This is a genomic window from Myroides sp. LoEW2-1 (assembly GCF_009767705.1).
GTDB classification, from domain to species: domain Bacteria; phylum Bacteroidota; class Bacteroidia; order Flavobacteriales; family Flavobacteriaceae; genus Flavobacterium; species Flavobacterium album_A.
The window spans coordinates 17,958-30,470 of the sequence record NZ_WSPP01000123.1; the positions used below are offsets into that span (position 1 = coordinate 17,958).

General features: G+C 34.4%; 12 protein-coding genes. 10 read left to right on the forward strand and 2 right to left on the reverse strand.

What is annotated here, in order from left to right:
- Positions 1–56 precede the first annotated feature (56 nt).
- The 10 genes from mbhE to GOQ24_RS08440 all read left to right on the forward strand — a co-directional run bounded on the left by mbhE (position 57) and on the right by GOQ24_RS08440 (position 11,431).
- Entirely contained in the window at positions 57–2,375 is a 2,319-nt protein-coding gene (gene mbhE / locus GOQ24_RS08395) for a hydrogen gas-evolving membrane-bound hydrogenase subunit E (protein ID WP_160339465.1), read from the forward strand.
- Complete coding sequence (locus GOQ24_RS08400; RefSeq protein WP_155091363.1) at positions 2,353–2,796, forward strand: Na+/H+ antiporter subunit B; 444 nt, start codon at positions 2,353–2,355, stop codon at positions 2,794–2,796. Before mbhE ends, GOQ24_RS08400 begins: the two co-directional genes overlap by 23 nt.
- 11 nt (positions 2,797–2,807) lie before the next feature.
- A complete protein-coding gene (locus tag GOQ24_RS08405) occupies positions 2,808–3,161 on the forward strand; it encodes a Na+/H+ antiporter subunit C (RefSeq protein ID WP_155091364.1) in 354 nt (117 codons plus the stop codon).
- Positions 3,158–4,669: a proton-conducting transporter membrane subunit gene (locus GOQ24_RS08410; RefSeq protein ID WP_160339466.1), complete on the forward strand. Its 1,512-nt coding sequence runs from the start codon at positions 3,158–3,160 to the stop codon at positions 4,667–4,669. The genes GOQ24_RS08405 and GOQ24_RS08410 overlap by 4 nt, the downstream gene beginning before the upstream one ends.
- Positions 4,670–4,676: 7 nt before the next feature.
- Positions 4,677–5,159: a Na+/H+ antiporter subunit E gene (locus tag GOQ24_RS08415; protein WP_155091366.1), complete on the forward strand. Its 483-nt coding sequence runs from the start codon at positions 4,677–4,679 to the stop codon at positions 5,157–5,159.
- Positions 5,156–5,431 carry a cation:proton antiporter gene (locus tag GOQ24_RS08420; protein WP_155091367.1) on the forward strand — a complete coding sequence of 92 codons (276 nt, stop codon included), beginning with the start codon at positions 5,156–5,158 and terminating at the stop codon, positions 5,429–5,431. Before GOQ24_RS08415 ends, GOQ24_RS08420 begins: the two co-directional genes overlap by 4 nt.
- Positions 5,424–5,795: a monovalent cation/H(+) antiporter subunit G gene (mnhG, locus tag GOQ24_RS08425; RefSeq protein WP_155091368.1), complete on the forward strand. Its 372-nt coding sequence runs from the start codon at positions 5,424–5,426 to the stop codon at positions 5,793–5,795. The genes GOQ24_RS08420 and mnhG overlap by 8 nt, the downstream gene beginning before the upstream one ends.
- 94 nt (positions 5,796–5,889) lie before the next feature.
- Positions 5,890–8,043 (forward strand): S46 family peptidase, encoded by a 2,154-nt coding sequence (locus GOQ24_RS08430; RefSeq protein WP_160339467.1) that lies wholly within the window; start codon positions 5,890–5,892, stop codon positions 8,041–8,043.
- A gap of 90 nt (positions 8,044–8,133) precedes the next feature.
- Positions 8,134–9,147 carry a hypothetical protein gene (locus tag GOQ24_RS08435; protein WP_160339468.1) on the forward strand — a complete coding sequence of 338 codons (1,014 nt, stop codon included), beginning with the start codon at positions 8,134–8,136 and terminating at the stop codon, positions 9,145–9,147.
- Positions 9,107–11,431, forward strand: coding sequence for a hypothetical protein (locus GOQ24_RS08440; protein WP_160339469.1), 2,325 nt, complete (start codon positions 9,107–9,109; stop codon positions 11,429–11,431). Before GOQ24_RS08435 ends, GOQ24_RS08440 begins: the two co-directional genes overlap by 41 nt.
- A gap of 96 nt (positions 11,432–11,527) precedes the next feature.
- Here GOQ24_RS08440 and GOQ24_RS08445 read toward each other — a convergent pair whose 3' ends face one another.
- Together GOQ24_RS08445 and GOQ24_RS08450 are read right to left on the reverse strand one after the other, a co-directional pair.
- Positions 11,528–11,908 (reverse strand): hypothetical protein, encoded by a 381-nt coding sequence (locus tag GOQ24_RS08445; RefSeq protein ID WP_160339470.1) that lies wholly within the window; start codon positions 11,906–11,908, stop codon positions 11,528–11,530.
- Between the two features lie 14 nt (positions 11,909–11,922).
- Complete coding sequence (locus GOQ24_RS08450; RefSeq protein ID WP_155091373.1) at positions 11,923–12,357, reverse strand: DUF4190 domain-containing protein; 435 nt, start codon at positions 12,355–12,357, stop codon at positions 11,923–11,925.
- Positions 12,358–12,513: the final 156 nt, after the last annotated feature.

Here is a 12,513-nt window from a genome sequence, read left to right on the forward strand (position 1 = left end):
TTTTGTCTATATTTACCACTAAACTGGAAATATGTAATTAGAGAAATATAACTTATATGCTAACATTAATTTTTCTCACTTTTGTACTTGCTTTTATAGTACTATTTTTGAAAGAGTTCGTAAGAACTAAATATGTTGCAATAATATCCCTACTTCCATTTTCAATTTTTTTATATCTATTATCTTTTTTACCAACAATAAAAGATGGTACAAGTAGCCTAATTTATACGACTGACTGGGTTCCTTCATTGGGAATTAGTTTGGATTTTAAATTTGACGGATTATCTGTTCTTTTTGGGTTATTGATTTCAGGAATTGGAACATTGGTATATTTATATGCAATTTCTTATCTAAAGGGGCATCCGCTCTTACATCGCTTTTTATGCTACCTCACTATATTTATGGGGGCCATGTTAGGTGTTGTTACTTCAGATAACCTTATCACACTGTTTATCTTTTGGGAATTAACGAGTATTAGTTCCTTTTTCTTGATAGGATTTAACAATGAGGAAGAAGAATCCCGTAAAAGTGCTTTATGGGCTTTTTCAATCACTGGTTTAGGAGGTTTTTTCCTTTTGTCGTTTGGGATAATTGTTGGAACTATTACAGGAACTTACTCTATAAGTGAGTTGCTAAACCACAGTGATGTATTAAAAGATAGTCCATACTATTTATTAATCATCTTATTTTTGTTTGTGGCTGCTTTTACAAAGTCAGCTCAATTCCCTTTTCACTTTTGGTTACCTGGAGCAATGAAGGCTCCGACACCTGTATCTGCTTATTTGCACTCAGCTACAATGGTGAAGGCAGGAGTGTTTTTAGTGGCGAGGTTTACTCCTATTTTAGGAGGTGAGTTTTACTGGAATACAATTTTACTTGTGGTAGGAGGAGTGACTATGTTGTTTGGTGCTTTTCACAGCGTGTTCCGAAAGGATATGAAGGGTATTTTAGCTTATTCGACTATATCTGCTTTAGGTTTGTTGATGTTTCTATTGGGAATAGGAACAGAATTAGCAATGTATGCTATGGCGGTATTTGTGTTAGCGCACGCGTTGTATAAAGCTGCCTTTTTCTTAATCACAGGTATTGTTGATCACGCGTTACACACAAGAGATATCAATGAACTGAGTGGACTGCGTAAGCACTTTCCTTTACTTGCTGTAACAGCAGTTATCGCAGCTTTATCATGTGCGGGAATTCCTTTGACTTTTGGTTTTATTGGTAAGGAACTCATTTATGAAAGTGGATTGCACTTTTCGGATTACAGTTGGATATTGCTCATTACTGGAGCGCTCTTTATTACCAATGTATTTTTGACTGCATCAGGTTTTTTAATTGGGTTTAAACCCTTTTTTGGCAAAGGTATGAAGAAGGTGCGCATTGCTCATAAGCCAGATTGGATGTTATTGACTCCTACGATAGTATTGAGTTTCTTTACTTTGTTATTGGGTATTTTTCCGATTATCGCCTATAAGGAGATTATACTTGCTGTTTTTGCTTCTCTTAATAGAGAAGTAGTTGAGATGCCTTTAAAGATTTGGCATGGTGTCAATAGTAGTTTGCTATTAAGCGGATGTACGATACTATTAGGAAGCATTATTTATTTTGTATTCAAAAAGTGGAAGAATCCGATGTGTTTTGTCCAGCGTTTTGATCGATTAGCTCCTCAGCATATTTTTTCTATACTGGCAGAAAAGTTCAGGTTACTCGCTTATAAGTATACTTTTATCTTTCACAGTAGTTATCTGAGATCGTATTTAGCTGTAATTATTGTTTTTTTCATCGGCTTGGTAGGATATAAATTGTTTACAGACGTGCCTTTGCGAGTGAATACAACAGGGCTCTCCGAGTTTAGGATCTATGAGTTAGTTGTATTTTTGATAACGGTAGTGGCTGTAATATTTGCTATTAATACATCTTCGCGATTGACTGCTATTGCAGCTACAGGAGTTGTAGGATATTGTATTTGTTTGATATTTGTCTTTTACGGTGCTCCAGATCTTGGTATGACACAGTTTGCAATCGATACGTTGACAACTGTTTTGTTTGTATTGGTCTTGTTCAAGCTTCCGCCATTTCTAAGATTCAATAATCGAAGATTACAGATTCGTGATGCTGTTATTTCTATCTCATTTGGAGTGTTAATCTCTATTATCACTCTTCAAGCACTTGTCTCTCCAGCAGATAAGGATATAAGTAGGTTTTATGCCGAGAATGCTTATGTACTTGCGAAAGGGAAGAATGTAGTAAATGTTATTTTAGTTGATTTTAGGGGGTTTGATACTATGATTGAAACTATTGTGTTGTCAATCGCTGCATTAGGGGTTTTCAGTATGTTAAAATATAAAGAAGATGAAGAAGAACTCGAGAATTAGAAAGAGAAGGTTAGACACTACGATTTTGCGAACGGCAACCAACTATTTGTTACCGCTCTTGCTGTTGTTTTCTTTGTTTGTATTACTTAGAGGACATTACCTTTCGGGTGGTGGATTTGTAGGAGGGTTGATCGCATCTATTGCTTTTGTTTTACACTCTTTTGCATATAGTACAAGACGCACACTGAGATTGTTTCAAGTGTCGCCTTTATTGTTAATACCTATAGGACTAACGTTGTCATTTGTCAGTGGCTTTTTACCAGTTATTTTGGGTTCTCCTTTTTTGACCGGTATTTGGTTTGCTGATTCAGTGGCTGTAATTGGTTCTGTAGGAACAGCACTTTTTTTTGATATAGGAGTGTATTTAGTAGTAATTGGAGTAGTATTGACAATATTGTTTACTATTTCAGAAAATGTATAAGAGAGAAGAATATGGAATTACTTTTAGTAGCATTAGTAGGTATTTTATATTCAGCAGGAATATACTTAATACTTAGAAGGAGTATGGTGAAATTACTTTTGGGGTTTATGATGCTTGGAAATGGAGCTAATATTCTCATTTTCTTGATGGGAGAACTGACCAAAGGTAGAGCGCCAATTATAGATGGGGATAGTATTCATTTTACGGATGTGTATGCAGATCCTGTACCACAAGCGTTAATCTTAACGGCTATTGTGATTAGTTTTGGATTAACAGCTTTTGCAATTATTCTATTGAAGAAAGTTCACGCAACAACAGGTACTGATGATCTCGATTCTCTTAATGTACAAGATTTAGATATATGATTTCGAACTTTATTTTAGCACCTATACTTGCACATATGTTAACTGCTATTGTCTTGATGTTCTTTTGGAAGAATGTGCAAGCGCAGAAGACAATTAGCGTTATTGGAAACTGTATTGCTTTCCTGGTTAGCTTGAGATTGTTTGCATTGGTATGGGAGAATGGAAATATGACAATGCAAATGGGAGGTTGGCAAGCTCCATTTGGAATCACTTTTGTTAGTGATACGCTTAGTGCAACAATGGTTGTACTAACTGCTATTGTATCTTTGGCTGTAGGTGTATATTCTACAGCAGCAACAAATATTAGTAGGATAAGATATGGGCACTTTTTTATTTTCCATTTTCTTATTATGGGATTAATGGGAGCCTTTTTGACAGGTGATATCTTTAATCTCTATGTTTGGTTTGAAGTTGTGATTATATCTTCATTTGTGTTGTTAACCTTAGGAGGTAAGAAAAGGCAAATGGAAGGGGCTGTAAAGTATGTAACCATGAATATGTTGGCCTCCTCTATATTTTTGACTGCTATCGGGATTTTATATGGAATCACGGGTAGTTTGAATATTGCGGATTTGCCAGAGCACGTAGCAGCGGTAGAAAACAGGGGATTGGTAACAGTTACTGCTTTATTGTTCTTCGTTGGGTTTGGTATTAAATCTGCGGTGTTCCCTATGTATTTCTGGCTGCCATCATCCTATCATACTCCCCCTTCAGCGATTGGTGCTGTATTCGGTGGGTTATTGACAAAGATGGGGGTTTACTCTATGTTGCGTATTTTTACTGTTGTCTTTGAACCAGATGATTTTATCCTTGGTGTGTTTATTGTTATTGCAATTTTAACGATGATTAGTGGCGCATTAGGAGTAATCAATAAAAGGAATATGCGTCGTATATTTTCCTATTTCATTGTTTGTCATATAGGGTATCTGATTGCTGGTATTGGTATCTATACGGAGTTGGCTTTAGTAGGAGTAGTGTTTTACTTGATTCACGATGTAATTGTCAAGAGTAATTTATTCATGATGAGTGGAATCATTCAAAAGATTCGAATGACACAAGATGTGTACCGCTTAGGTGGTTTCTATAAAGATTACCCAAGGTTATCACTTGTTTTTGCTGTTATCTTGTTTTCACTTGCAGGTATTCCACCTTTATCAGGTTTTTGGCCCAAGATAATGTTGTTTCAAGAAGCATTTAAACAGGAGAGTTATGTGTTGTTGGCGACGTTGATTTTTGCCAGTTTTATTACCTTGTTTATTGTAGCCCGTATATGGTCTGAAGTTTTTTGGAAAGATCTGCCAAAACCTAATGCAGAAGAGATTGACCACTTTGCTACTTTTCACAAGAGAGGAAAGATTGCCTTGGTTTTACCTGTAGTAGGATTGGCGATGGTATCTTTGTTTATAGGTTTGAAGGCTTCATTTGTTTTCGAAATAGCCGAACGCATTGCTTATGAATTAAAGAATCCAAGTATTTATATAGAATCAGTGATGCATCACTTAAAATAGGGAGAGTATGTTAAAGTATTTTTTATTAAACTTATTACTGGCATTTGTTTGGGTTGCTCTAACGGGACAGCTGAACTACTCTAACTTTATATTTGGTTCCGTAGCAGGTTTCTTTATTTTGTGGATGCTGACGCGTAGATCCAATATGGCAGAGAAAGAGTATTTCTATCGCGTACCTAAAATATTAGTTTTCATTCTGTATTTTTTATATGATATGATGGAAGCAAATTTAAGAGTGGCTATTGATGTAATGACACCGAATTTCCACACAACTCCAGGTATTATTAAGTATCAACTGGATGCCAAAACGGATTTTGAGATTACAATGCTGACAAATATTATTGCACTAACGCCTGGTACAATGGTAATGGATATTGCAGATGATAAGAGCTATGTGTATATACATACGATGTATTTGAAAGACAAGAAAAAGTTCGTCAAGAATATGAAAGAACGTACGGAAACTAAATTATTAGAGATATTGCGATGACAGTAGATGATTATTTATTATATGTTATAATGCCTATTATCAGTTTGTCTTTGATATTTATTTTTATCAGATTTATTAAAGGACCAACTGTTGCAGATCGCGTAGTCGCTTTAGACTTATTGATTACGGTGGGTGTAGGAGTGATAGGTTTATTCAGTTTGATTGCTGATAACCCTATATTTTTGGATGTGGCTATCATTTTGGCTCTAATTGCCTTTTTAAGTACAGTAGCCTTTGCATTTTATTTAGTTAAAAGAAATAGAGATGATTGATATTTTTATAATGATACTTTGTACAGTAGGGGCTATCTTCGTGTTGATCGCTTCGATAGGAATTGTGAGGATGCCTGATTTTTACACCAGGTTATCTATCACTATTAAAGCTGCGACCTTGGGTATAGGATGTATTTTAGCAGGTGCTGCAATTCATTTTTCTGAGTTTTCTACTACGACAAAAGTGTTGGCTATTATATTTTTCTTGTTTATTACATCTCCAGTAGCAGCATTTCTTATTGCGAGAACGGCCTATATTACTGGAATTAAATTATGGGATAAATCTGTAGTCGACGAACTACAAGATCGCTATGATAATAACAATAACATACCGAATAAGGGGTGTAAAGAAGACGAGGAGTAAAGAGTCTTGTTTAGTAGCGTTTGAATTATTTTTTTTATTGTGGAGAAATCTATTGAATTACTTTTATCTTCGCAATCTAACATCTATAACAATTATGAAAAAAATCGTGTTATTTTTATCAGCATTATTATTTGTATTACCTGTTAAGGTTAAGGCTGATGAAGGAATGTGGTTCTTGATGTTTCTTGAGCGTTTGAATCAACGCGACATGGAAAAAATGGGACTACAATTAACTGCTGAAGAAATCTATAGTATTAACAATCATTCATTAAAAGATGCTATTGTGCAATTTGATGGAGGTTGTACAGCGGAAATCGTATCAAGTCAAGGTTTAGTTTTAACAAACCACCACTGTGGATATGATAAAATTGCTAATCTATCTACGCCTGAAGATGATATTCTAACAAATGGATTTTGGGCAAAGGATAAGCAATCTGAAAGAGAGGCAAAGGGACTATCTGTTCGCTTCTTTGTTCGTATGGATAACGTTACAGACCGTATTTTATCTGTAGTTGATGACAAGATGTCTGAATTAGATAGAGAAAAAGCAATTAACAAGGAGATTGCTAAGATTCAAAAAGAGAATGATGAAGGCGGAAAATACACTGTTTCTGTTCGTTCTTTTTTTCAAGGAAATGAATTTTACTACTTTGTTTACCAAGATTACACTGACGTTCGTTTAGTAGGTACACCTCCAAATAGTATTGGAAAATACGGTGGTGATACTGATAACTGGGAATGGCCAAGACATACAGGTGATTTCTCTATTTTTAGAGTATATACTGATAAAGAGGGGAACCCTGCGCCATATTCACCAGAGAATATTCCAATGGCTCCTAAGCACTATTTACCTGTTTCTACAGCTGGTATTAAAGAGGGAGATTTCTCTATGATCCTTGGATATCCAGGACGTACAAATCGTTGGATGCCTGCTCAAGGTGTTGAACAAAATATCAAGTTTGCGTATCCTGCTTGGGTTGAAGGATCTAAGTTAGGTATGGATGTAATGAAAAAGTATATGTCTGAAAATGACGAAGTACGTTTGAATTATGCCTCTAAGTATGCTGGTGTTGCAAACTATTGGAAAAATAGACAAGGGATGATTGATGCCTTAACACAGCATCAAACTGTAGCAGTAAAAACGGAGAATGAAAAGGCATTTGACAGTTGGGCTAACAAAGAAGAAAATAAAGCAAAATATGGCGATGTAATAAATGATATCAATGCGTATTATGCTGCGACTAATGAAAAAGCACGTCATGATAATTATTTGATCTCTATGATGAGAACATCTTCTATGGTGGCTATTCCATACAGATTGGCTGGAGGAGTTGAGAAATTTGCCTTAGGAAAAAAATCTACTCGCGATGAAATGCGTGCAGAGTTTGAAGATTTTGCATCAAGTTTATATAAAGGTAAATATGAACCTTTAGAAAGAGAAATGTTGGCAAAACAATTAGAACTTTACGTTTCTAAATCCGAAGGATATGAGATTGCACCTTATGTAGCTCAGATTCAAAAGGAGTATAAGGGCGATTTTACAAAGTTTGTCAATGAAGCATTTTCAAAGAGTATTTTTGCTAATATCAATGCATTAAAGGCATTTTTAGATAAACCAAAGGGTGTCGTTATTTCAAGAGATCCGTTGTTTAAATTGTCTTTGGCTTTAATGGAGAAAAGCAGACATAAAACAGAGGAATTAGCTAAGTTAGAGGACAAGTATCAAAAGGCATTTAGATTATTAGTTGACGGATTGCAAAAGAGTAATCCTGATAAAAAGTATTACCCAGATGCAAACTCAACCCTGCGTTTAACTTACGGTACTGTTAAAGATTTACCAAGAGGAAAGAAGGTGAATGATGCAGCGGAAAATTGGTTTACTACTTTGAAGGGAACAGTTGCTAAACACATACCAGGCGATGAGGAATTTGAAAATCCTCAAAAGTTAATTGATTTGTACAATGCAAAAGATTATGGACCTTATGCGGATAAAGCGGGACATCTACCAGTTAACTTCCTAACTAATCACGATATTACAGGAGGTAATTCAGGATCTCCAGTGTTAAATGCAAAAGGAGAATTGATTGGTTTAGCTTTTGATGGTAACATTGAAGCTATGGCAGGAGATGTTATTTACGACCCAGAACTACAAAGAACAATCAATGTGGATATTCGCTATGTACTTTTTATCATTGATAAATTTGCTGGAGCTAAACACATCGTTGATGAAATGACAATAGTAAAGTAATTTGATTTACAGAAAAATATTTATCTTAAGAGCACCTGATTTCAGGTGCTTTTTTTTGCATCTTTGTACCGTGTAACCTAAGTTTAAGGTATGAAATTCATCTTTTTTTTATCCTCTTTTATTTTATTGATCAGTTGTAGTAAGCAACCCAATAAATTAGAAGGTGAAACCAAGCTCTCTTACTACTATTGGAAGACTACTTTCGAATTAGATAGTATAGAGAAACAATCTATTCAAGAGCTTAATGTTACTAAATTGTATATGCGTTATTTTGATGTAGTAATGCAAAATGACGTAGCAATACCTATAAGTCCTATCCTATTTAAAGAGAAAGTGAGTGAAGGTATTTCGATCGTCCCTGTGGTTTATATTAAAAATGAAGTGATGCTTCGAAACAATATTAATCTTCAGGCATTAGCACAGAAGATCGTTCACTTCATTAAGCAGGTGAATGAGCGGAATGCGCTCTCCATTACAGAAGTACAATTTGACTGTGATTGGTCATTACAATCTCGAGAAAACTTTTTTACTTTAATAGAAGAAATTAAGAAAATAGAACAGTGGAAAGTTTCGTCTACTATTCGCTTACACCAGATTAAGTATGCTGAGAAAACAGGAATACCCAATGTTGATCATGGTGTCTTGATGTATTACAATATGGGTAGTATAGCTGCGGATAGCCTTAACTCAATCTACGATAGGAATATTGCAAATAAGTACATCGCTTATATCAAAGGATATCCTCTGCGCCTAAACTATGCTTTACCAATCTATTCTTGGTTGATTCAGAGTAGGAAAGGTAAAGTTGTTCGGATGATTAGCCGCATACGCTTAGAAGATGTGTCAGCAAATGACGCTTTTAAATTAGTGAATGCTAAGCAGTTTGAAGTGGTCAAAACAGGGGATTATTTCGGACAGTTTTTTAGACAAGGTGATCTTATTAAGATTGAAAGTATTACTTCAGAACAGTTGTTAGAAATGAAAAAGGACCTATTAAAGGTGAGTAATGCTTGTCCCAATGAAATTATATTATACGATTTGAATTCAAAAAATATAAACTCTTATGAAAAAGAAGTATTTAAAGAACTTATTACTTGCAAGTAGCTTCTCTGCAGTTGTAGGCGTAGGTATTTATAGTTATGCTTGTGCTGATGGGTATTGGAGTTACGCTATGACTTCCTCTTTTACGCCTGAAGCATTCGTTGATAAATCTTATCAACCCATGTTTTTTGCTCCTTACGAACGGTTTTACAATAATCAATATATTTCGAATACGGATGTTTTTCACAATAATATTGTAGAAGATTGGAGTGTGTATTTAGGAAATAAGGTTTCTAAAGAAGCTATTGCTTATTACCTATTGGATGATTCAGATAGTGAGAATAATAGTCGATTACTGTATTTAGATTTGAATAAGAAAAAGAATAAATCAGGTAAATACGGTTTAGATTTAAAAGATGAAAGAGTAATGAATTTTGTTACTTTTTTGAATATTGCAAAACGGATAGATGCCTATAGTAGTCGTACATATGATTATTGGAATTATTCAGAGTATGTAGAAATTCCTGTGGACAATGATATTGTGACTTTATCACAGCAATTCTACGATAAAATGAATAAGTCAGATAAGTTTTTTAGTAACCGCATGTGGTTTCAAGTGCTAAAAGCAAAGTTTTATTCGGGTAATCGTCAGTCTGTCATAAGCTATTTTGAGCATACAGCACATAAACAAGAAAAGAACACATTGTATTATAGAGGACTTGGCTATGTGGCAGGTGCTTATTATCAAGCTGGAAATTATGAAACCTCTAATCTATTGTATGCTGAAATTTACAATGCTGAACCTCAATTGCGTCAAATAGCCACTTATAATTTTAAACCATTAGATAACACTGCTATCCAAAGGATAGTAGAAATGACAGATGATGTTAATGTACAAACTGCTATTTGGGCTATCATGGGGTATTATAAAGATGAGATTAGCAGCATGAAACAAATTTATGCTATTGATCCGAGTAGTCCACATATTGATTATTTGTTAACGAGATGGGTTAATGTACAAGAGCAGGAAGTCAATATTCCTACGGAGCATAGGTTTAAATCTAAAGCAGATTATTTTAAATCTGTCGAAGGAAAGATTGATCAAAGTACATATCAATGGATAAGGGATGTTAGCAATAAAAAACAGAAACTACACAATCCTGTGTTGTGGAAATTAACGCTGGCCTATTTAGATATTTTTCAAGGAAGCTTTAGCAGTGCATCAAAGTATTTAGAGGATGCTAAAGCGTTAGTGAAAAGTGATGATGTAATGATTCAAGATCAGATACGTTTATTTTCTTTAATCAATGCTGTTTCTCAAGTTGAAAAGGTGGATTCAAAGGTAGAGGCACGTCTTTTAACTGAAATGCAATGGTTGTTTCAAAATTTGAATACGCGTGATTATTCAGATCCTTTTAGATATGAATATGCAGCACATTGGGTGAAACGCTTTCTTTCAACAGTGTATAAAGAGAATAACAATACTATTATGGCTGAAGTATTAGTTTCAGAAGGACCTTCTTATTACAGTAATTTGAAGCAATCTCGTGAAATGGAAGAGTACCTATTGAGCAAGAATAAAAGTGCTTTCGAACAATTGTTTGTTGATAGTTATGGGTTTAATCTAAGTGATATTTATGAAAGTCGTGCGCTGTATTTTTTCTATCAAGATAAAATTGAGGAAGCTATTGTTGAGATGGAGAAAGCACAGCCAGTCAAGAGAAAAAATGCTTACTTTTCTAATGAATATGAGACCTTATTATATAAAGATACTGAATTATTAGGAAATCCATTTAACGGAAATATCAAAGATTGTAACGATTGTGATCATCAAGCAAAACAAAGAGTGAAGTATACCAAGCTTTCTTTCTTGAAAAAAATCAAGGAAATGAAAGATAAGATTGCAAAGGGAGAAGATGTTTATAATAATGCTCTTTTATTAGGTAATGCGTTTTACAATACGACTTACTTTGGAAATGCAAGGGTGTTTTATTACAATAGTATCCTAAACGAATATGGTAGTAACTCTATTAGTAGTAACAATAAAGCTATCTTATTAAGTATGAAGTTAGCTGAAAAATACTATGCAATTGCCCAAAAACAGGCTACTACAAGAGAGCAAAAAGCGAAGTTAGCCTATTTCGAAGCAAAAATTGAGCGAAACAATTTTTATGTAAAAGAATACCATAGCAAGGATTATTATTACGGCGCGTGGGGGGATGATATTATGTTTAAAAAGTGGAAGGGATTCGCTAAATTGAAAGAACAGTATAGCGACACGAATTTCTACCAAGAAGTAATTCAGGAATGCGAATACTTTGATCGTTATCAGGCAAGTAGAAGATAATATTTTTTATAACAAGAAAACGGATGGCTCAATTAACCATCCGTTTTTTATTTATAGGGTAAATAGTATTTATTATCTGTATTTACATGTATTACTTTACCCAAGGAGTAAGGGAAAGAATGCATACGCAAATAAGAGTGTAAGTACTGTTATATCTAATATAAAAACTTTTTTACTCGTGAACCATTGCAAGACAATTGTGCTGAGAATTCTCGTAACAAAGGCATAGATGAAGAATGTAAATATGCGTTGACTATATGGATTAATGTATATGGTCTGGCTATACCCCTTTTGCATAATTGAGATAAAGTCTCTCGTCAATCCTCTACTTCTACAATATTGGATAGGCATTCCTTCACAAGAGGAACGTATATTGATTCCACTTATGTCTGTAAAAGCTAAGATGCTGATATAGCCAAATAAGATTGCAAGTAAGGCAGCGAATATACTATTGATCAGTACGTATTCTCTCTTCAAGATATTAATTGTATTTAATCGTCTTCTTCTGTATCTTCTGTCCAAATGTATTCTGTATCTTCTTGTATGCTATCCGTTTGATATTCATCTTGATATAGTGTATTGTCGTAGTATGAGTTTGTATTATCTATATCTCTGGCAACAGAAGTTAATGCCGCAGCAAATATGGTATGCCAGACAATACAAATAAGCATTCCTACACTGCCAACGACTGTGGCTGCGATAGCAAACCCCTTAGGAGTACGGTTTTTTGTAGTCTTGCTAATCGCTACGATTCCAAGTATCAATGAAGGAATTAAAAACAACAAAGCAAACCAGTAAAAACATGGGATAAAAGAGGTGATTAAACCTATAATACCCAGTACCAAACTGATAATCTCTAAAGTGTAGTCAGGTGATCTTTGGGGATATTGGTTGTTATTTTGGTATTCGAAATTTTGATTTTCCATAGTTTTAATTTTTTGTTAAAATTAAACAATAAAATTGATTTTCATTCTACTGCATTTTTATTGGTCGCAGACTGTAGTTAAAACTATGCACTTTAGTGCATTTAGCTTTCAGCTTCTAAAAATGTTTACCTTTGATATATGGAATATCAACGAACC

Coding starts and splice junctions, on each gene's coding strand:
- GOQ24_RS08410 (WP_160339466.1), top strand. CDS start 3,158: ATGATTTCGAACTTTATTTTAGCACCTATACTTGCACATATGTTAACT.
- GOQ24_RS08440 (WP_160339469.1), top strand. CDS start 9,107: ATGAAAAAGAAGTATTTAAAGAACTTATTACTTGCAAGTAGCTTCTCT.
- GOQ24_RS08415 (WP_155091366.1), top strand. CDS start 4,677: ATGTTAAAGTATTTTTTATTAAACTTATTACTGGCATTTGTTTGGGTT.
- GOQ24_RS08420 (WP_155091367.1), top strand. CDS start 5,156: ATGACAGTAGATGATTATTTATTATATGTTATAATGCCTATTATCAGT.
- mbhE (WP_160339465.1), top strand. CDS start 57: ATGCTAACATTAATTTTTCTCACTTTTGTACTTGCTTTTATAGTACTA.
- GOQ24_RS08435 (WP_160339468.1), top strand. CDS start 8,134: ATGAAATTCATCTTTTTTTTATCCTCTTTTATTTTATTGATCAGTTGT.
- GOQ24_RS08430 (WP_160339467.1), top strand. CDS start 5,890: ATGAAAAAAATCGTGTTATTTTTATCAGCATTATTATTTGTATTACCT.
- mnhG (WP_155091368.1), top strand. CDS start 5,424: ATGATTGATATTTTTATAATGATACTTTGTACAGTAGGGGCTATCTTC.
- GOQ24_RS08405 (WP_155091364.1), top strand. CDS start 2,808: ATGGAATTACTTTTAGTAGCATTAGTAGGTATTTTATATTCAGCAGGA.
- GOQ24_RS08400 (WP_155091363.1), top strand. CDS start 2,353: ATGAAGAAGAACTCGAGAATTAGAAAGAGAAGGTTAGACACTACGATT.
- GOQ24_RS08450 (WP_155091373.1), bottom strand. CDS start 12,357: ATGGAAAATCAAAATTTCGAATACCAAAATAACAACCAATATCCCCAA.